Origin of the sequence: uncultured Tenacibaculum sp. (assembly GCF_947502995.1) — a bacterium.
In the GTDB taxonomy this organism is placed as follows: Bacteria; Bacteroidota; Bacteroidia; order Flavobacteriales; family Flavobacteriaceae; genus Polaribacter.
Genome location: NZ_CANNBW010000025.1, coordinates 26811 through 48655 on the forward strand (window position 1 = coordinate 26811; position 21845 = coordinate 48655).

A 21845-nucleotide genomic window follows, 5' to 3' on the forward strand; every position below is an offset into this window, starting at 1 on the left:
TTAATGTTCTAAAAAATCGATTAAATGTTTTCTATATTTATAATAATCGTCGTGTTCTAATACTGTTTTTCTTGTTCTTGGTCTTTCAAAATCGATATTCAAAATATCTCCAATTTTTGCTTTTGGCCCACTTGTCATCATTACCACTCTGTCTGCTAAAAAAATTGCTTCATCAACATCATGAGTAATCATAACAGCTGTTATTTTTTCTTTATTCCAAATTTCTATCAAAATATCTTGCAACTCACCTCTAGTTAAAGAATCTAACATTCCAAAAGGTTCATCTAACAATAATACTTTAGGCTTAATAGCAAATGCTCTTGCAATACCAACACGTTGTTGCATTCCTTGAGACAATTCATTTGCTTTTTTGTTAAAAGCATCTTCTAAACCTACTTTTTGTAAGTAATACTTTGCAATATCGTTTCGTTGCTTTTTAGTTGCATGTGGGAATACTTGATTTACTCCTAACAACACATTTTGTAATGAAGTCATCCAAGGCATTAAACTTGGAGCTTGAAAGATTACTCCTCGATCTGGACCCGGACCTTTTATTGGATTTCCTAATACTGATATACTTCCTCCAGTAATTTCATTTAAACCTGCAATCATAGAAAGCATGGTTGTTTTACCACATCCAGAATGACCGATAATGGTTACAAACTCTTCTTTCATGATTTGAAGATTCAAATCTTCTAAAACTATGTAATCTCCTTTAGGTGTTGGATAAACTTTTTTAAGATCTTTTAAATCCAACATTAACTCTTTAGTTTCTATTTCGGGGGTGTTTTGAGTTATTTCTGCTTCTAATATACTCATTTTAAATCTTTTTATTAAATTAGACTTTTACAAAACTCTTTGGCATTAAATCTGGTAATACATATGTATTTTGCTGTTCAGATTTTCGTTCTTCTCCTATATCCATTAGATATTCTATAATTGCGTTTCGAGTTTTTTTATACACAGGATTATCATTTAAATCTGTTTTATCTCGAGGTCGTTCAATATCTATTTTAAACTCAGGCCCCAATGTTGCATTTGGTCCAGGTCTTAATGGAATAATTCGATCAGCCATATAAATTCCTTCATCAACATCATTTGTAATTAATAATGCTGTTCTTTTGTCTTTACCCCAAATTTTTAAGATTTGATCTTGAAGATTCCCTCTAGTTAATGCATCTAAAGCTCCTAAAGGTTCATCCATAATAATCATATCTGGTTTCATTGCTAAAGCACGAGCCACAGCAACACGCTGACGCATTCCTCCAGATAATTCTTTCGGAAGTTTATTTATTGCTGGAGTTAATCCTACCATTTCTATATAATGCGCTGCTTTTCTTTTCCAAACTGACTTTCCTCTTTTAGGAAAAGCTTCTTTAACAGCCATTAATACATTTTGTTCTACAGATAGCCACGGTAATAATGAATAATTTTGAAAAATCACTCCTCGTTCATGACTTGTTCCTTTAACAGACTCTCCTTTAAACAATACCTCTCCGCTTGTAGGTTCTAATAAACCATTTATTAAATTTACTAAAGTTGTTTTACCACTACCAGTAAACCCTACAATAGCTACAAATTCCCCTTCTTCTATAGATAAATTTATATCTGATAAAACCTCTGTAGCATTTTCGCCTTCACCATAAGTTTTGTATATATTTTTTAACTCTAAATATGCCATATCTCACGTTTTTAAATTCCTTCACTTTTATTGAATGAAACCATGTTTTGAATAGTTAACATGAATCGATCTAAAAGGAATCCAATAATACCGATCACAAACATGGCTACAATAATTTTTGAATTAGAATCGTTTGCTCCATTTTGAAATTCTTCCCAAACGAAAAGACCTAAACCTGGACTTTGCGCTAATAACTCAATAGCTATTAAAACCATCCAAGCCACAGATAATGTAATACGTAAACCAGTAAAAATTAACGGCAAAGACGATGGTAAAATCACTTTAAATACTTTTTGTAATGGTCCTAATTTTAAAACCTTTGCTACGTTTATGTAATCTTTATCTACTGTTGAAACTCCAACTGCTGTATTTACTAAAGTAGCCCACATTGCACACAAACCAACACTTATAAAAGAAATTACAAATGAATTATCTGTACTTGTACCAATTAATAATGTTTTTACAATCATGAATACTAATAAATACCAAACCACAGGAGATACTGGTTTAAAAATTTGAATAAACCAATTAAAAGCATTTCTTAATTTATCACTTAATCCGATTACAATTCCAATTGGTACTGCTATAAAAAACGCTAATAAAAACCCTGCAAATACAGTTTTAAGACTCGTTATTACTATATCTACAAAAGATGGTCTTCCTGTATATACAATTGGATCTTTTCCTGCTGCTTCACGCTTTGCATTAACTGCAGCTGTTTTTTCTGCAAAAGCTTCTTTATCTTGTTTAATTACATAATGATCTGCAATTAAAGTTAGAATTGAACTCCATACTTGACTTGGAGATGGTAATGTATTGGTTTGACATGTAGATTCATTTGAAGCAAAGCAAGCTTTTAAAGCTGCTGCAGCTGACTCACCTTGATCTGTAAGTGTTTTTTCTATCCTGTAGTTAATTTCTCTTTGCTTTAAAGCTTCCGCTCCTAAGTGCCATATCCCGATAAATATTGCTATAGAAACTAAAGGAATACCCACTTTCTTTAATAATGATGACAAGTTAAACGCAGGTTTTTTAATATTAACTTTAGTAAAAAAAGCTCTTATTACTTTTAACCATTTAGCTTCTGCTGGTTGATTTACTGTTACACTTTGCTTCATGATCTATATGTTTTTTGAATTTTATTTTATTTATCCTTATTTCCTATTGAGAAACTATTGATATACCCTAAAGGATCTTTAGCATCAAACTTTTTTCCATCGATAAAGTCTGTAGTGGCAGGTTTGTAACCGTCTGTTTGAGGAATATCTTCAACAGGTATTTTTCCTTCTTTCACTAGCAAGTCAGCAGCTTTTTTCCAGATATCTGGTCTATAAATTTTCTGAATAGTTTCTGAATACCAATTTGCAGGTTTAGTTTCAGGGATTTGCCCCCAACGACGCATTTGAGTTAAAAACCAGATTCCATCTGAATAGAATGGATATGTTGCGTTATACTTATAAAACACATTAAAATCTGGCATTTGTCTTTTATCTCCTTTTTCAAATTCGAAAGTTCCTGTCATTGAATTAGCCAATACAGATTCTGGAGCTCCTACATATTGAGGTTTTGATAATATTTTTACAGCTTCTGCTCTATTTTCTGGTTGATCTAACCATTTTCCAGCTCTAATTAATGCTTTAGTTACTGCTATTGCTGTATTTGGATTTTCTTCAATAAATTTCTTAGTCATTACAAACACTTTCTCAGGATTATTTTTCCAGATATCGTAATTTGTAGTTACAGGAACACCAATTCCTTTAAAAACAGCTTGCTGATTCCAAGGCTCTCCTACACAGTATCCATAAATAGTTCCTGATTCTAAAGTAGCAGGCATTTGTGGTGGTGGAGTTACTGATAATAGAACTTCAGCATCAATTTGCCCTTGAACATTTTCTGCAGTATACATTCCTGGATGAATTCCTACTGCAGCTAACCAATAACGGATTTCATAGTTATGTGTTGACACCGGAAACACCATTCCCATTTTAAAAGCTTTACCTGAATTTTTGTATTCAGCAATCACAGGTTTTAAAGCTTCTGCTTTTATAGGATGAATAGGTTTTCCATCTTCATCTTTCGATACATTCGGTTTCATTTTAGACCAAACATCATTAGAAACTGTAATACCATTTCCATTTAAATCCATAGAAAATGTAGTAACTAATTCAGCCTGTCTACCGAATCCAGCTCCAGCTGCAATTGGTTGTCCTGCTAACATATGTGATCCATCTAATTGACCATCAATAACTCTATCTAAAACATTTTTCCAATTTGATTGCGCTTCTACTGACACGAATAATCCTTCATCTTCGAAATAACCTTTATCCTTAGCAATTGCTAATGGTGCCATATCAGTCAACTTTATAAAACCAAAAGTCAATTGAGGTTTTTCAATTTCTAAACCAGTAGTTTTAACTTCTTCTTTTGTTTCGGCTTTTGTTTCTTTTTTTTCTTTACCTCCACAAGAATTCAATAAAACAGCTAATGTTATTACTGAAATTGTTCTCTTTAGTATAGTTTTCATTTTTTTCATTGATGAGTTTTTATACGTATTAATACTTAGTTTAAACAAATATATACGTACTCTTTTAGATAACTCATGATAATAACCATAGCTAAATATCTTTTTAAACCATAATAAAAACTGACAAAACGCAGGTTTTAATAAAAACCTCAATAAATACGTAGTTTTAGGAATAACAGAAATACGTATAAAAAAAAATGTTGCTTACATAAGTAAACAACATTTCTATTTCACGCACTAAAAAAATTAACAATTAGCTATCTAAAAAAAAGTTATGCTGACTAATTTCTGCTTTTAATCCTTCTACATCTAGAATACTTATCTTTTTTCCTCTTGCTCCTATAAAACCTTCTTTTTTTAAACTAGAAAAGGTACGAATTACCTGCTCTTCTGTTGTACCAGCATAATCTGCATATTCTTTACGAGTTAACAACAAGTTCAAATAACCACTTGTAGTTCCAAATTTTCTATTAATGTATAGCAAAGTATCAATAACTCGTTCTCTAACTGTCATTTGAGATATTGTTTTCACCTTACTTTCACTTCTATTTAATTCATTAGCATAAAACAACATCATATCATAAGATAGTTTAGCACTACTTAACAACGCTTCTTGCAAATGCTCTTTAGAAAAATAACATAATAAAGTATCCTCTAATGCAACAGCTCCAATTGGATATGATTCTTCTGTTCCAAATCCGCGATGACCTACAACTTCTCCATCTTTAGCAAACCGAACGATTTGTTCTTTACCATTTATTCCTGTTCTAAAAACTTTAGCTGTACCTTCTAATATAATAAATAAGCCATTTACCATTGCTCCTTCCATTATAAACTGCTGGCCTTTTTTACATCGTAAAAGCTTTTTGTTTTCAACGAATTTTGAAACATTTTGATTCTTACGATTAGTATATATTAAACAGTTAATATTTAAACAGTTTTGACAAGAATAATTCGAATTAGTAGTGTTGTTTTTTGTATTCAAAAGCTAAAATTAAGTGTGGAAATTACGTAATAATACTTGTTCTGAATAATCTGGTTTTCATTTTTCTCAAATTATTAAAATAAGGGTTCTATTTTTTTAATAATTCATTTTGAAACACACTTTTTTATGATATCAGTAGTAATTAAATTTTACTTTTAATCAGCTAAAAATTAACCATCTATTTTCATTATGTTTATAAAGATATAACGAAAATATAGTTTATGATTTCTGTTGAAAATGCTATACAAATTATAAAAAAGCACAGTAAAATAAGTTCTAATTATTCAGAAAAAAAATTAGAAAAAGCAAATGGTTATTTACTTGCTGAAGATATAATAGCACCTATTGATTTACCTCCTTTTAATCAATCTGCTATGGACGGTTATGGATTATGTTTATCTGCCAACTTGAAAAACCAAAACAAATTTGATATCGTTGGTGAAATTAAAGCTGGAGATACTAAAACTTATCATTTAAATAAAGGTGAAGCTATAAGAGTTTTAACAGGCGCTCCTGTTCCAAAAAGCGTAAACACTGTTATTATGCAAGAGAATACTTTATTAAGTAATGATTCAATAAAAATTAAAGAAGAAATTACTCCTCTTAAGAACATTCGGTTAAAAGGAGAACAAGTTAAAAAAGGAACAATTGCTTTAGAAAAACATACTGAAGTTAATCCTGCAGTGGTTGGTTTTCTGTATTCCTTAGGTATCGACAAAATAAAAGTGATTCAAAAACCAAGTATTGCAATTATTTCAACAGGTAATGAATTAGTGGAATCAGGTAAACAACTAGCTTATGGTGAAATCTATGAAAGTAATTCTAAAATGCTCACAAGTGCTTTATACAACCTAAAGTTTTACGATGTTACAGTTTATAAAATAAAGGATGATTATGAGGATACACTTTCTACAATTAGTAATGCTATAAAAAACCATGATTTACTTTTAATATCGGGAGGAATTTCTGTTGGAAAATATGATTTTATTTACAAAGCTTTACATGAACTTAATGTGAGTGAACTACTCTATAAAGTGAATCAAAAGCCAGGCAAACCCTTTTTTTACGGTATAAAAAACAATACTCAAATTTTTGGTTTACCTGGTAACCCAGCCGCAGCATTAACTTGTTTTTATACTTATGTAAATATTGCGCTTCAAAAATTCGTTGGTAAATCAGAAATTGAATTACCTAGAAAAAAAACATCAATATTAAACTCCTATAGAAAAAAAGGAAATCGTTCGGAATTTTTAAAAGCAAATTATAGTAACGGAAATGTTACCATTTTAGAACAACAAGGTTCAGCTATGTTACAAAAATTTGCCTTTGCTAATGCATTAATTTATTTACCAGAACATATAAACTTTGTAGAAATTAATGATTCTGTAGAAATCATTTTACTCCCTTTTTAAACATGAATTACAAAATAAAAAGTAGAATCTGGATTGAAGTTGATGATCGCGTTTTTTTAGGAGAAGGTAGAATACAACTTTTAAAAGCGATTGACGAAGTAGGATCTTTATCGAAGGCTGCAAAAGCGCTACAACTATCCTACAAAAAAGCTTGGCATTTACTTAACTCTATGAATACTTCTGGGAAACAACATATAACTACAAATTCTATTGGTGGTAAAGGTGGTGGTGGAACACAACTTACTGAATATGGTAGAGATTTAATTAAAATATTTGATCAAATTAATAAAAACTGTTGGTCATTTTTAGATCAAGAATTAGAAGCTTTAAAAAAATTAGATGAAGAAAAGTAATATTACAGGTATTGTTTTAGCTGGAGGTAAAAGTTCTAGAATGGGAACCGATAAAAGTCATCTAATTTTTAATGACAAAACTTTTATTGAACATAGTATTTATGCCTTAAAAGAAATTACCACTGAAATTATTATTATTTCTAAAAATGAAAAACATGATGATTTAGGTTACAAAAGAATTCCTGATTATATTCAAGATTTTGGTCCTGTTGCTGGAATTTACACTGGACTCACTAATATTAAAACTAAGTTTGCTATTATTTTAAGTTGTGACATTCCTTTAATTCAAACTAAAATCCTAAAGAAATTAATAAATATTGAAAATGATGAACATCAAGTGATTCAATTTGAATTTAAAAATAAAAACACCCCTTTAACAGCTTTGTATCAAAAATCTTGTGTTACTATTTTCAAAAAAGCAATTAAAAACAAAACCAGAAGATTACAATCTGTTGTTAAACAATGTAATCCTAAAAACATAATTCTTTCAGAAGAAGAAGCTATTTACATTCAGAATATAAATACTAAAGAAGATTTTAAAACAATTAAAATTATTAAATGAAAATAAAAAGAGAGTATTCTAATTTTGAATACCCTCTTTAAATGCTATTATATTTTACTTACTGTTTTTTTAAAGAAAAACACATCTATTGTTAATACATACAGCTGCATAATCTACAAAGAAACAATCTCTTCTTGTTTGACAACCTATTGGAAAACGTAATCCTCCATTTACAGATTTTTGCTCTTCTTTAGTAAGTGACTTTCCTAATTGATTTACTTTTTTTAACATATTCTTAGATTTTAAAAGGTTAATAAGACTAAAAATAGAAAAAAAATCAACAAAACTATTTTTTGATTAGTTAAAATTCAATAAACATTAAATTATTTTAAATATATCCTTAAAAAAAACTTATTTCACCAAAACCTTTTTTATGAAACTAGACTTTGGAGCTTCGCAAGTAGAACAACAATATGAAGATGGCAATGCTAAAAATGGTGTATTAGGTAAAATGTTTTGTGTAATGTCTCCGTATATATCTTTATAAACGGTATCACACTCTTCACACTGATAAATCTCTTCTTCTAAAGTTGCTTTTTTACTAGATTTACTTGTAGTTGACTCTTTTTCTGTACCTAGTTGCTCAAAATACAATTTACTTAACTCCATTAAAAGACCAGGTAATTCAACCTTATCTACATCTTGAACGTACATGATATATTCTTGCGTATTTGGATCGAAGTTTTTAGCAAAAAGTAAATTATAAGAATCTCTTATCACAAAATCACCTATTACTTCTGGCTGTTTATTTTTTTCTATTACAATAGCTGTAAATCGATATGGATTATTAACATAATTAGTAATTCCAAATGTAAGACCGTATGTACTAATATCATTCTGATCGAAATTAGAAACTAAGTACTTTTTTAAACTCAATGCTTCTTTATCATCAACAGGTAAATGCCAATTTAATTCTAACATTGAATGACGTACATTAATTCCGAAACGACCTAGTAACTTTTCCCAGTCTAACTTAGCCTCCACAGGAATTCCTTTTACTATAAAAGACTTCCATGGCGTTAACGATATTTTACCAATCTTATTTTCATAACACAAATCACACATACTCTTTAAAAAAGTAGTATCGTATAAATTGTTTCTCCAATATAAACCTAACCAATATTTATCTTCTCTCCTATTCATACCTTCGTAATAAGGAAAAGGATGAAAAGGAACTTCTAATGGTTTATCTACCGTTCTATTATTTGTTTCTACAGCATCATTAACTAATTCGAAAACAGTTTCTATATTTTCAGGCTCTTCAACTAAGATTTCTTCTATAGCTTTAGCCACTTTATGTAAATCCCAACTATAAATTAAAGCAGGATACATTTTAGTTTTTCTCCATTCTGGCAAACGAACATACAAATACCAATAATCTTCATTTTCTGAAGCTATAAAATTGATATTTCCAGTATACAAAGGAACTAATCTTTGTTTAGGATCTGTAATATTTATACGTAATTTAGGTTGATATTTAAATTGTTCTAAAATATATAGATAACGCGAGCTAATTAACCAAGAAGTACTGTGAAATAAATCTGAAGAAACATATGAAGACATTATATTTTGAGTTGGTTCTTCATTTGGATTTACAACATGTAAACTTGGATACTGTTCCAAAAGTTTTTCATCTATTTCTTTTGGAAAAATAATATCTTGACGAGAACCGAACGAAATCTCATTCATTCCCATAGCTTCTGCTGCTTCACAAATATTTTTTAATTCTCCTGGCGAAAGTACACCTCCACTAATTAATAATCTATTTAATTCTTTCATACTAAAGTTTTGGCGTTATGTAATATTTCTCTTACTTCTGTTTTACAACTACCACAACCTAAACCAGCTCCTGTTTGGTTACATAATTCTGTAAAATCTGTACAACCAGATGCAATAGCCTCTTCAATATTTCCTTGTCCTACCTGACTGCAAGAACAAACTAATTTTCCTAAAACAGGTTTAGCATCAGAACTTCCTCTTAAGAGAGTGTCTCTTTTATCTGCCATTTCAATTTTACTTTCAATAAGAGTTTTAAACTCTGCGAATTCACTCTTATCTCCCATTAAAACCGCTCCAACTAGTAAATCGTCTTTAACAATACATTTTTTATAATAACGTTTAGTCGTATCTGTAAATATAATTTCTTCGTAACTATGATCGTTTTCTGGAATTAATACATTTCCTATTGAACATAAACTTAAATCATTAAACTTAAGAATGTTCATTAAAACAGATCCTTTATACATACTACTAACATCACCTGCCAAATAATTAGCTAAAATTGCAGCTTGTTCTTCTGCTGCAGATGTAATTCCAAATAATTGATTATTAAACTCAGCTATTTCTCCAATTGCAAAAATATCTGGATGTGAAGATTGTAAATATTCATTTACAATAACCCCTCTACCACAATCTATTCCATTCTCTTTTGCTATTTCTATATTGGGTTTTGTTCCAATAGCGTATACAATTGCATTTGCAGTAATAAGTTTTCCACTCTTTAAAGTTATATTTAAATCTCCTGTATCTTCATCATCAAATACAGTATTTACTTCGTTATCAAAATAAATTTGAATTCCGCGTTCTTGAACATCTAAAGCCAACAATTTACTTGATACCAGATCTAATTGACGTTCCATTAAACGAGAAGCCCTCTGAACTATAGTAATTTTAACATTTCTATACTTCATTGCTGCTGCTAATTCTAAACCTAATAAACCACCACCTACAATAACTACATGTTGTTCTTCTGGCGGCAAATTAGTAGCATCTAAATACGTTTTAAATCGATCTGCATCTATTTTACTTCGCATTGTAAATCGACCTGGCAAATCAATTTGTACATCTCTAGGAATAAAAGCTCTACTTCCTGTTGCTATAATTAATTTATCGAAATTGTGTTTCCTCCCCTTACTATCGATTATTATTTTTTGTTCTTTATCTATTTTAGAAACTGAAGTTTCTGGATACAATTTAAGATCTAACTCTTCTAATTCTAATCTTTTTATTTTTAGTAATTGTTCCCATGATAATTCTTCTGTAACATACTCTGGAAGTAAAACTCGATTATAAAAAAGATTAGACTCTTTAGAAAACACATGAATTTCATCATAATCATTATTCTCTCTATAATTCTGAACAAACCTAAATGCTGCTGCTCCAGCTCCAATTACTATAATTTTTTCTGGTTTTTTTATGTACTTTGAAATAGCTACTTCTGTAAATTTAAAATCAGGTTCTTTGGAAATTGGATCTACTAAAGTATTGGTAAGATTATTTGCCCTATTTAAATCGCTTTGCAACTGTTTTCCCCAATGCATTGGTAAAAAAACGACACCTTTTTTAACATCATCTGTAACCTTAGCTCGAACTCTAACAAGTCCATTTTTACTTTTTACTTCAGTAATATCTCCATCATTAATTCTACTTAAATGTGCATCTACCGGATTAATTTGTAGTACAGGAGTAGGATAATGTGTTTTTAAACGTGAAACCTTACCTGTTCTAGTCATTGTATGCCATTGATCTCTAACTCTTCCTGTAGTTAAAATATATGGAAACTTAGGATCCATCTCTAAAACAGGATTATGATTTGAAACTGGTAAATTAAACTTTGCTTTTTGTGATGGAGTGTAAAATTTTTTATCTTGAAATAATCTTGCAGTACCTTGATGCCTGTGTTCTGGAACTGGCCATTGAAAAGTTCCTTCAGTTTTTAATCTGTCGTAATTTAAATAAGAAATATCAATATTAGTTCCTTTTGTCATCGAAGCATATTCGTCATAAATTTCACTTGTTTCATTATAATTAAAACTTCTGAATCCCATTCGTTGTGCAAAATCACAAAGAATCTCAACATCTGGTCTTGCTTCTCCTGGTGAATCTATAACTTTTGGTAAATAAGAAACTCTTCGTTCAGAATTTGTCATTGTTCCTTCCTTCTCTAACCAACCGGCAGCTGGCAAAACTAAATCAGCATATTCAACTGTATCTGATTTATATGAAATATCTTGAACAACAACAAACTTTGCATTTTGCATCGCTCTCTCTATTTGATGAGAATTTGGTAAACTAACTAATGGATTAGTACAAACAATCCAAACTGCTTTTAACTTTCCATTTTCTAATGCTTCAAACATTTCAGTAGCAGTTAACCCAGGAGTTTCTGAAATTTTATCGACTCCCCAAAACTGTGCTACTTCTCTTCTGTGTTCTTCATTTCCTAAATCTTTATGTACAGCTAACAAATTTGCCATTCCGCCTACTTCTCTCCCTCCCATTGCATTAGGTTGACCTGTTAAAGAAAACGGTCCCGAACCTGGCTTTCCAACTTGCCCTGTTATCAACGATAAATTTAATAACGAAACATTTTTGTCTGTACCTATAACACTCTGATTCAATCCCATTGCCCACATACTGATAAAAGATTTAGACATTCCGATAATATTCGCTGCTTTTTTAATATCTTTTTCTGGGACACCACATAATTTAGAAGCTTGTTTTATTGAAGTAGAAAACACTAAATCTTTATACTTAGAAAAGCCTTCTGTGTGTTTATTAATGAATTCTTCATCTATTAAACCTCTTTTAATAAGATACTGACCAATAGCGTTGTATAAAATAACATCTGTTCCTGGAAGTAACTGTAAATGTAAATCAGCAAAATTTGCAGAATCTGTTTTTCGAGGATCGATTACAACAATTTTTACATCTGGATTTTCTTCTTTGTGCTTTTCTATCCTTCTAAATAAAATAGGATGGCACCAAGCCGGATTTGCTCCAGTAATTAAAAAGCAGTCAGCTAATTCTATATCTGCATAAGCTATAGGCACACTATCTTCACCAAATGTTTTTTTATAACCAACAACAGCAGAACTCATACATAATCTAGAATTTGTATCTATATTATTAGTTCCTAAAAAACCTTTTGTAAGTTTATTTGCTATGTAATATTCTTCTGTTAAACTCTGACCAGAAACATAAAAACCTACACTATCTGGACCATGTTTTTTGATAATTGATTTAAATACTTTTGCTGCTCGATCTAAAGCATCGTCCCAACTTACTCGTTCTCTTGGATGCGATCTACTCCAACGCATTTCTGGGTAAAGAATTCTATCAGATTGATCGTTTACTACATAATGTAAATTCATTCCTTTGGAACACAACATTCCTTTATTTACAGGATGGTTTTCATCACCAGTAACATGAACCTTATCATTATTACCTTTTTTTACTTTAATTCCACACCCTACACCACAATAAGAACATGTTGTTTTAAATTCCATAATACAAATACATTACTAAACAAATCTAAGTATTTATACTTAATTTTTAAATAAATATATACGTAACTGAAAAGAATTAAACATCACGAAATAAAGCCAGTATAAAATTACAAACCTGATAAAAAAAGAGTGTGAAAAATAAAAAAAGACCAAAAAGAGATTTTGTTTTAATTACAAAAATTCTTTTTGGTCTTAAATTATAAGAAAAGTTTAATCGACTATTCTAAAGACGCTAAACTTGCTTTTAATGTTTCTATTTTAGCTAATGCATCAGCTTCTTTCTTCTTTTCATTTGCTACAACTTGCTCTGGTGCATTATTTACAAATCTTTCGTTAGAAAGCTTCTTTTGTACTGATTTTAGGAAACCTTCAGTATAGTTTAACTCTTCAGTTATCTTTTTAATTTCCTCTTCTACATTAATACTATCAGCAGAAATCGGCACGAAATATTCATTAGATTTTACTCTGAATGAAGCTCCGTCTACTTTTTCTTGTACGTAATTAATTTCAGAAATATTAACAAGCTTTTTAATTATACTATCAAAACTCTTTGTAGAATTTTCATTATTTACTACATAAAGTTCTATAACTTCTTTAAAAGCTATATTTTTTTCTTTTCTGATCGTTCTGATTCCTGAAATAATACTTGTTGCAAAATCGAACTCCTCAATAATTGAAGAATCTTTAACTTCATTAATTGCTGGATACTTTGCTATAATTAAAGCTTCTTCTGCTGTTCTTTCTGAAATTAACTGCCAAATCTCTTCTGTGATAAATGGCATAAAAGGATGCAATACCTTTAAATTATCTTCAAAAATAGCAATTACCTCATCATAAGTTTTCTTATCAATTGGTTGTTGATATGCTGGTTTTACAGCTTCTAATAACCAACCACAGAAATCGTCATTAATTAATTTGTAAATACTCATGATTACATCACTTAAACGATATTTACTGTAATGATCTTCAATTTCTGCTAAAGTCTTTTGTAATTTAGTCTTATACCAATCAATAGCTATTTTACTATGCTCTGGTTGCTCGATTTCTTCAGAAACTTCCCAAATAGATGTTAAGTAAAATGCACTCCAAACTTTATTACCTAAACCTTTACCTTGTTGACATAAAGCTTCATCAAATAATAAATCGTTTCCAGCAGCAGAACTTAATAATAAACCAACACGTACTCCATCTGCGCCGTATTCTTCAATAAGTTTTAATGCATCAGGAGAATTCCCTAATGATTTACTCATTTTACGACGCTGTTTATCGCGTACTAATCCTGTTAAATATACATTTTCAAACGGACGAGTATCTTTATATTCATATCCTGAAATGATCATACGTGCTACCCAGAAGAATAAAATATCTGGACCTGTTACTAGATCATTTGTTGGATAATAATAATTGATTTCTTCATTCTCTGGATTTCTAATTCCATCGAAAACAGACATTGGCCATAACCAAGATGAGAACCAAGTATCTAAAACATCTGGATCTTGTCTTAAATCTGAAGTTTGAAGATTTGCGTTAGAAGTTTTCTCTTTTGCTAATTCTAAAGCTTTCTCTTTAGTTTCTGCAACTACGAAATCTTCTTTACCATCTCCATAATAGAACGCAGGAATTTGTTGTCCCCACCATAACTGACGAGAAATATTCCAATCGCGAATGTTTTCCATCCAGTGACGGTACGTGTTTTCAAACTTTCTAGGATATAATTTTACGTCTCTATCTTCTCCTAATACACCTTCAATAGCTGGCTTCGCTAAATCTTCCATTTTTAAGAACCATTGATCAGATAATCTAGGCTCGATTACTGCTTTTGTTCTTTCAGAAGTTCCAACTTTATTAGTGTGTTGTTCTACTTTTACTAAATATCCTTTCTCTTCAAGCTCTTTGGCTATTTCTTTACGAACTACAAAACGATCTTTACCTTCATAATGTAAACCAAAAGAATTTAAAGAAGCATCTTCATTAAAAATATCGATTACCTCTAAATTGTGCTTATCACCAAGAACCTTATCATTTTCATCGTGTGCAGGAGTTACTTTTAAACATCCTGTTCCGAATTCAACATCCACATAACTGTCTTCAATAATTGGAATTTCACGATTACATAATGGTACAATCGCCTTCTTCCCTTTTAAATGCGTGAAACGCTCGTCTTCTGGATTAATACAAATTGCTGAATCTCCTAAAATAGTTTCAGGACGCGTAGTTGCAATGGTTACTTTTTCATCAGAACCTACAATATCGTATTCTAAATAATATAAGTTTCCTTGACGCTCTTCATAAATCACCTCTTCATCAGATAATGTAGTTTTAGCCTCAGGATCCCAATTTACCATTCTAAATCCACGATAAATTAATCCTTTATTATAAAGATCTACGAAAACCTTAATTACTGCTTCACTCATATCATCATCCATTGTGAACTTAGTACGTTCCCAATCACATGAAGCTCCAAGTTTTTTTAATTGCTCTAAAATGATTCCACCATATTTATCTTTCCACTCAAAAGCGTGGTTCAAGAACTCTTCTCTAGTTAAATCATTTTTATTGATTCCCTCTTCTTTTAATTTCGCTACAACTTTTGCTTCAGTAGCAATAGAAGCGTGATCTGTTCCTGGAACCCAACAAGCATTTTTACCTAACAAACGAGCACGACGAATTAATACATCTTGAATTGTATTATTTAACATATGTCCCATATGTAAGACTCCAGTGACATTTGGTGGTGGTATTACAATTGTGTATGGTTCTCTCTCATCCACTTCAGAATGAAAATAATTGTTTTTCATCCAGTAATCGTACCATTTGCTTTCTATTTCGCTGGCGTTGTATTTAGGTGAAATTTTCATATGCTCTCCTGTTAATCAAGTTGTTTATAGATTATAAAAATGATTTTTGGCATCATTTTTGAAATATAGTTGACAAAAATACAACTATCTAATCATGTATTGAAAATTTAGATGTTGATTTTTTTATAACTAAAAAATTATATTAAATTTGTAAACATAGGAAAATCCCTAAACAATTATTTTAACATTATGAGAACAATTTTATCAATTATCGCAGTATGTTTCATTACTTTGTCTGTAAATGCTCAGGAATTTAAATTTGAAACAGAAGTAATTAACTACGGAAAAGTAGCATTAGGTTCTGAAGGTAAGAGAGTATTTGAATTTACTAACGTAGGTGATGCTCCATTAATTATAAAAGATATTAAGTCGACTTGTGGTTGTACAGTACCGAGTAAACCAGAGAAACCAATTATGCCAGGAGAAAAAGGTAGAATCGAAGTTTCTTACGATACTAAAAGACCAGGTGGATTCTCTAAAGCTATCACAGTTTACTCTAACGCTAAGCAAGAGAGAAAAATGTTAAAGATTAAAGGTTACATTGTAAAAGACGCTAAAGCTAAAGTAGAAAAATCTTCTATGTAATAATGTAAACTTACGAGATATAAAAAAAGAGTTCCAAATTTTGGAACTCTTTTTTTATATCCTTCGTTCTAATCTTAATTTGTAAACGTAATATATTCCATCTCTTTCTATCCCTAACACAACTTTTCTACCAGGTCTATAACTAAAGATTCCATTAATTTCATCTAATGAAAATTGGTATGCTGGCTTTCCATTGATTCTCTTAATTATATCTCCTTTTACTAAACCAACATGATATGCTGGTGAATCTTTAATAACCTCATGTACTTTATAAGCTGGTTTAAATTCATATTTATATGTTGTAACCACTGAAAATACATTTGACTTGGTGGAACTATTATTCTCAATCCCATAAGAATTAAAACTCTTCTGTTCTACTTCTTCTTTAATTAAGTCTTTCCCAGAATAAACTACAACTAAACCACTCATATTATAATAAAATCCTCTTTTTAAAGATCCATTTTTCTTTAATATGACTCTTCTATTAGGATAATCTAACCAAACTTTAAAACGTTTTAAAATATTACCTCCAATACTTCCATTTCTACTTTTAAATTCCCTTGCATTCACTGTAGATGTAGTATCTAAAAAAGAAACTGTAGGCTCTGGAATTACAAATTTCCCTAATCTGAATTCTGCTATTCTGCTTCTATTCCCATAAATACTTCCTGTTAAACCTTCTCCTAAAATATCTTTAAAGTATTTTTTAGGAGTTTTAATTCCTTTATGAGTTCCTTCAAATAACCAAATAGCATCGCTTCCTCCAGAATCTATAAGTAATTTTGTTTTAATTTTTTCATTAGTTATAGTATCAATTTGAGTTACTGCATTTATGTAAGGTTTACTTCGATAAAATTCTAAAGGGAATTCTTCACACCTTCCACATTTTTTTAATTTGTATTTTTTTGGATTATAAAAAGTTAATATCTGATTATTATAATCTATTTTTAAGATTACATCTTTCAATAAATCAAAACCAATTATTCCATGAATGGTTACGCCCATTTTAGAAGACATATTAAAACTGTCTCTTAAAATCACATACAAGTCTTGGTTGGAATTTACAATATCATTAATTCGGAAATGGTTATTTTTTGACAATAAAGCTTGAACAGCTTCTTGATTCCCTAATCCTCTTAGTTTAATTTTTTCTATGTTTTTTAAACCTACACTGTCATTCTGACTAAGATTAAATAAAATAGTTTTATTTACTCCTGTGTCTAAAATAAATGACAATTCCCTACCATTTATTTCTAACGGAATTACGATTAAATTGTTAATATTTCTAAACTTAACCTTCTGTTTTACATTATTCTTACCAAAAAACTGAAATTTTCCCTGGGCGGGAATTGAGTTGGTAATGAAGGAAATTAGAAAAAAGAGTAATACCTTCTTCAAGCTAGTAATTTTTATGTTCAACTTTTCAATATACAATCAAATTCGCTAATCAGTTACATTTTAAGATACTTTTAACCATTTTCTTTCGACGAAAAGTAGCTTTTTTAAGGTGAAAGATTATGTTATTTTAAATATATTTTTTGCAACTTTGCTCACTATAAAACAACTATAAAAATTCTAATTATGCCATCAATTTCTGACAAAGGAAATTCAATGCCGCAATCACCAATTCGTAAACTGGTTCCTTTTGCGGAAGATGCTAAAAAAAGAGGTGTAAAAGTTTTTCATTTAAATATTGGGCAACCTGATATTAAAACTCCTCAAGTAGCATTAGATGCTGTAAAAAACAATAATATAGAAGTATTATCTTACGCTCGATCTGAAGGTTCTGAAACATATAGAGCTAAACTTTCTAACTATTACGCTAAAAATGGTATCTCTGTAACTGCAAATGATATTATTGCTACTACAGGTGGATCTGAAGCTTTATTATTTACCATTGGTAGTATTACAGATCCAGGTGATGAAATTATAATTCCAGAACCTTTTTACGCGAACTATAATGGTTTTTCTATTGCATCTGGTGTAAAAGTAGTTCCAGTAATTTCTTCTATCGACGATAATTTTGCTTTACCTAAGATTGAGGATTTTGAAAAGTTAATTACTTCAAAAACAAAAGCAATTTTAATCTGTAATCCTGGAAATCCAACTGGATATTTATATAGCAAAGAAGAAATTCAAAAATTAAAAGAAATTGTTCTTAAACACGATTTATTTTTAATTGCCGATGAAGTTTATAGAGAGTTTGCTTACGACGGGGAAGAACATCACTCTATTTTAAAAGAAGATGGTTTAGACAAGAATGCTATTGTTATTGATTCTGTTTCTAAACGTTATAGTATGTGTGGTGCAAGAATCGGATGTATTGTTTCTAAAAATGAAGAATTTGTTCAAACTGCTATTAAGTTTGCACAAGCAAGATTAAGCCCGCCTACTTATGCTTTAATCGCTAGTGAAGCAGCTTTAGATACGCCTCAAAGTTATTTTGATGATGTTATTGAAGAATATGTAGAACGTAGAAATACATTAATTTCTGAACTAGAAAAAATCGAAGGTGTAAAAGTTGCCAAACCAAAAGGTGCTTTTTATTGTATTGCTGAATTACCAGTTGAAAATTCGGAAGATTTTGCACAGTGGATTTTAGAAAGTTTTAATCATAATAACGAAACAGTAATGGTTGCTCCTGCAGGAGGTTTTTACTCAACTAAAGGAGAAGGAAAAAATCAGGTTCGTATTGCCTATGTTTTAAACAAAGAAGATTTAAAACGTTGTGTTGCTATTTTAAAAGCAGCTTTAGAAGCTTACAATAAATAATTTCATTTGGAAATTCAACAAAATATATCACTAAAAAGTTATAACACGTTTGGCATTGATGTTAATGCCAAACGTTTTATTTCTATTCGTTCTGTTCATGAACTTCAACAACTTGTATTGAAAGAAAAATCTATTTTTTTAATTTCTGGAGGTAGTAATATGTTATTGACTAAAGATATTGAAGATTTAGTAGTTCATATTAATACTGAAGGAATTTGTATTGATAGAGAAGATGAAAACTCAGTTTATCTTACAGTAAATGCTGGGGAAAACTGGCACGATTTTGTTTTATGGTGCATTGATCAAAACTATGGTGGAATTGAAAATTTATCTTTAATTCCAGGTAACGTAGGTACATGTCCTATTCAAAACATAGGTGCATATGGTGTTGAAGTAAAAGATGTAATTACAAAAGTAGAAGCTGTTTCGATTGAAACAGGAAAACTAGTTCAATTTTCGAATGCAGACTGTAAATTTGGTTATCGTAATTCTATTTTTAAAAATGAAGTTAAAGGAAAGTATATTATTACTTCTGTAAGTTTTAAACTTACAAAAAAAGATCATGTACTTAATACTTCTTACGGTGCTATTGAAACTGAACTTGCTTCTAAAAACATTACGAATCCAACGATTAAAAATATTTCTGATGCTGTTATAGCAATTAGACAATCGAAACTCCCAGACCCTAAAGAAATTGGAAATAGCGGTAGTTTTTTTAAGAATCCAGTAATTTCTAAAAGTCTTTTTGAAAATTTAAAAGATAAGTTTCCAAATATTCCTAGTTATCCAATATCTGAAACTGAAATTAAAGTTCCTGCTGGTTGGCTAATTGAACAAAGTGGATTTAAAGGAAAACGTTTTGGTGATTATGGTGTTCATGAAAAGCAAGCCTTAGTTTTAGTGAACTATGGAGATGCTTCTGGTGAAGACATTTACAAACTTGCTCAAAAAATACAAACTACAATCAAAGAAAATTTTAACATTGACCTTGAAATAGAGGTAAATATCATCTAATAAATAAACATTTAATTACTATGAAAAAAATCTTAATTTTATTTACAATTTGCATTATTACTGCATGTACAAAAGAAGTTGAAATCTCAAACGAAACTCAACCTATCGAGTTTAAAACAATCCTAGAATTTGAAGATTTTGAACAACTTCAACAAAAAGCTAAATCTATAAACGAACTACAAAATGATTTAGAAAAAGAACTTTTCAGTAATGATTTTAATGAACAAGACTTATCTACTAATAATAAAGCAAAAAACCTAAGTGTAGAAGCTTTATTAGAAAACATAAATTACAACTACAAACAAAAATTATCTATTACTCAAAAGGTTAGAAATGAACTAAATTTTAAGAGCTTAAAAAGTATTACTGAAGAAATTAATTATTTAAGTATTTCTAATCCTGAAAAAGCTGAAATTTTAATAGCTGAACATAAAGATTTTATCACAAAAAATGAATATGGCTACTACCCTAAGGTAAATCAAAGTATAGCATCTGTTGCTAATGCTAATGGTGAAGTTATAATAGCTGGAGAAAAAGTGAATCTTATAGAAAACACAAACGTTTTAAGTAGAAATCTTTTCTCTGACAATTATATTTCATTTAAGAAGTACGAAAAAGAATATCCAATGAATAGTGATGTAAGCTTTATTATTTCTTATTCTGCTGGAGTAGCTGAAAATAGTGTATTTGAAGAAGCAGCTTCTGGTATTGATTTTTTATATACTGAAGCTTCTTTGGTATTAAAATACAAAGGCAAGAAACATGATATTAAAATAGCATCTATACCACATAAAGATTCTCGTTTTGAAATTATTGGAGGTACAGGATCTGTATGTCATGGAACCATAGGTGTTACTGCTCCACATAGCGTACCATTTAAAAATGGTAATGATAATTCTAGTAATGTTAGGTATAAACTTGAAATACGTAGTGAATGCTCTCCTTTTTATAAAAGTTTATTAGGTATTAAAAGCAACTCAAAATTAATTGTAGGAGGTGATATGTACTTTTTTGACACAAAAAAACGTGAATTTGTTTTCTTTAGAAACACACCTTTAACTACAGTAAATTAAAAACATAATAATAGCTCAAATTATATTTGAGCTATTATTTTTTATTCTTAGCTATTATCTCTTTTGAAGAACCTATTCTTATCTGATTCCAATTTATAGTTTTACTTTCTAGATGTTCTTTAATTTTTATCTTTCTTTTTTAATCATTTTTCCGTGAGAATCGATTTCTATTTCAAAGGTTTTTAATGTAGTGTTTTTAAAGTCTTCATCATCATCATCATTTGAAACCAAAGTCTGACGAATTTCTTGTTGTTTCACTATAATTTTACTCTTTTGAATTGTAACATTAAGTTCACTGACAAAATATTCATTGCTTCCCATATTACTATTCTTACAAAAACAACCTATTAACTCCTCTCCTATTATTTCTCCTTCATAATTCATAGTTACTACATATATACCTTTATTATCTATTCCAAAAGCTCCAGGTGAATAATAATGTGTGTAAATTAAACTTAAATATTTCTGATTGAAATACGCAAAACCGTAGTAATAACTTTCTGCTCCTATATATCCTATTTCATCAACGATTTCGACATTCAAAAAACGTTGTAATAATTTAGAATCTATTTCCTCTTCAATCTTAGGCTGTGAAAAATTAAATGGAGATTTAATCCTCTTAAAACTTTCAATAAATTTTTTAAGGGAATCATTTTGAATTTGATACAGATCACTTTGAGATGACAACTCAAAATTAAAAAACACACATGCTATGCAAATTAGAAGTACTTTCATGCT

General features: G+C 29.8%; 18 protein-coding genes. 7 read left to right on the forward strand and 11 right to left on the reverse strand.

Annotation, left to right across the window (positions count from 1 at the left end; all coding sequences use genetic code 11):
• From Q1A46_RS17920 to Q1A46_RS17940, 5 genes are all read right to left on the reverse strand, one after another.
• Positions 1-819, reverse strand: coding sequence for an ABC transporter ATP-binding protein (locus Q1A46_RS17920; protein ID WP_299682198.1), 819 nt, complete (start codon positions 817-819; stop codon positions 1-3).
• A gap of 19 nt (positions 820-838) precedes the next feature.
• On the reverse strand, positions 839-1681 hold the full coding sequence (locus tag Q1A46_RS17925; protein WP_299682201.1) for an ABC transporter ATP-binding protein: 843 nt from the start codon (positions 1679-1681) through the stop codon (positions 839-841).
• A gap of 11 nt (positions 1682-1692) precedes the next feature.
• Complete coding sequence (locus Q1A46_RS17930) at positions 1693-2799, reverse strand: ABC transporter permease (RefSeq protein ID WP_299682204.1); 1107 nt, start codon at positions 2797-2799, stop codon at positions 1693-1695.
• 26 nt (positions 2800-2825) lie between these two features.
• Positions 2826-4205 carry a CmpA/NrtA family ABC transporter substrate-binding protein gene (locus Q1A46_RS17935; RefSeq protein ID WP_299682330.1) on the reverse strand — a complete coding sequence of 460 codons (1380 nt, stop codon included), beginning with the start codon at positions 4203-4205 and terminating at the stop codon, positions 2826-2828.
• 253 nt (positions 4206-4458) lie between these two features.
• Entirely contained in the window at positions 4459-5190 is a 732-nt protein-coding gene (locus Q1A46_RS17940) for a Crp/Fnr family transcriptional regulator (protein WP_299682207.1), read from the reverse strand.
• 221 nt (positions 5191-5411) lie between these two features.
• On the opposite strand from Q1A46_RS17940, the gene glp reads away from it, so the two are divergent.
• From glp to Q1A46_RS17955, 3 genes are read left to right on the forward strand one after another with little or no spacing between them, the layout of a single operon-like run.
• Entirely contained in the window at positions 5412-6602 is a 1191-nt protein-coding gene (gene glp, locus Q1A46_RS17945) for a gephyrin-like molybdotransferase Glp (RefSeq protein ID WP_299682210.1), read from the forward strand.
• Positions 6603-6604: 2 nt separating this feature from the next.
• Positions 6605-6955: a winged helix-turn-helix domain-containing protein gene (locus Q1A46_RS17950; protein ID WP_299682213.1), complete on the forward strand. Its 351-nt coding sequence runs from the start codon at positions 6605-6607 to the stop codon at positions 6953-6955.
• The gene (locus tag Q1A46_RS17955) at positions 6942-7517 is read left to right on the forward strand and encodes a molybdenum cofactor guanylyltransferase (RefSeq protein WP_299682216.1); all 576 of its coding nucleotides are present in this window, start codon (positions 6942-6944) and stop codon (positions 7515-7517) included. Before Q1A46_RS17950 ends, Q1A46_RS17955 begins: the two co-directional genes overlap by 14 nt.
• 69 nt (positions 7518-7586) lie before the next feature.
• Here the strand turns inward: Q1A46_RS17955 and Q1A46_RS17960 are convergent, their stop codons facing one another.
• The 4 genes from Q1A46_RS17960 to Q1A46_RS17975 all read right to left on the reverse strand — a co-directional run bounded on the left by Q1A46_RS17960 (position 7587) and on the right by Q1A46_RS17975 (position 15663).
• Positions 7587-7748 (reverse strand): hypothetical protein, encoded by a 162-nt coding sequence (locus Q1A46_RS17960; RefSeq protein WP_299682219.1) that lies wholly within the window; start codon positions 7746-7748, stop codon positions 7587-7589.
• 120 nt (positions 7749-7868) lie between these two features.
• A complete protein-coding gene (locus Q1A46_RS17965; RefSeq protein ID WP_299682222.1) occupies positions 7869-9296 on the reverse strand; it encodes a rubredoxin in 1428 nt (475 codons plus the stop codon).
• Positions 9293-12805 carry a nitrate reductase gene (locus Q1A46_RS17970; protein ID WP_299682225.1) on the reverse strand — a complete coding sequence of 1171 codons (3513 nt, stop codon included), beginning with the start codon at positions 12803-12805 and terminating at the stop codon, positions 9293-9295. The genes Q1A46_RS17965 and Q1A46_RS17970 overlap by 4 nt, the downstream gene beginning before the upstream one ends.
• A gap of 218 nt (positions 12806-13023) precedes the next feature.
• Positions 13024-15663: a valine--tRNA ligase gene (locus Q1A46_RS17975; RefSeq protein WP_299682229.1), complete on the reverse strand. Its 2640-nt coding sequence runs from the start codon at positions 15661-15663 to the stop codon at positions 13024-13026.
• A gap of 189 nt (positions 15664-15852) precedes the next feature.
• On the opposite strand from Q1A46_RS17975, the gene Q1A46_RS17980 reads away from it, so the two are divergent.
• Positions 15853-16248, forward strand: coding sequence for a DUF1573 domain-containing protein (locus tag Q1A46_RS17980; protein WP_299682232.1), 396 nt, complete (start codon positions 15853-15855; stop codon positions 16246-16248).
• Between the two features lie 54 nt (positions 16249-16302).
• Here Q1A46_RS17980 and Q1A46_RS17985 read toward each other — a convergent pair whose 3' ends face one another.
• Positions 16303-17646: a retropepsin-like aspartic protease gene (locus Q1A46_RS17985; protein ID WP_299682235.1), complete on the reverse strand. Its 1344-nt coding sequence runs from the start codon at positions 17644-17646 to the stop codon at positions 16303-16305.
• Positions 17647-17829: 183 nt separating this feature from the next.
• Between Q1A46_RS17985 and Q1A46_RS17990 the strand changes: the two genes are divergently transcribed.
• The 3 genes from Q1A46_RS17990 to Q1A46_RS18000 are packed head-to-tail and all read left to right on the forward strand — an operon-like array spanning position 17830 to position 21107.
• On the forward strand, positions 17830-19020 hold the full coding sequence (locus Q1A46_RS17990) for a pyridoxal phosphate-dependent aminotransferase (protein ID WP_299682238.1): 1191 nt from the start codon (positions 17830-17832) through the stop codon (positions 19018-19020).
• Between the two features lie 6 nt (positions 19021-19026).
• Positions 19027-20034 (forward strand): UDP-N-acetylmuramate dehydrogenase, encoded by a 1008-nt coding sequence (gene murB, locus Q1A46_RS17995; protein ID WP_299682241.1) that lies wholly within the window; start codon positions 19027-19029, stop codon positions 20032-20034.
• Between the two features lie 20 nt (positions 20035-20054).
• Positions 20055-21107 (forward strand): hypothetical protein, encoded by a 1053-nt coding sequence (locus Q1A46_RS18000; RefSeq protein WP_299682244.1) that lies wholly within the window; start codon positions 20055-20057, stop codon positions 21105-21107.
• Positions 21108-21233: 126 nt separating this feature from the next.
• On the opposite strand, the gene Q1A46_RS18005 is transcribed toward Q1A46_RS18000, so the two are convergent.
• Complete coding sequence (locus tag Q1A46_RS18005) at positions 21234-21842, reverse strand: hypothetical protein (RefSeq protein WP_299682247.1); 609 nt, start codon at positions 21840-21842, stop codon at positions 21234-21236.
• Between the last annotated feature and the right edge of the window lie 3 nt (positions 21843-21845).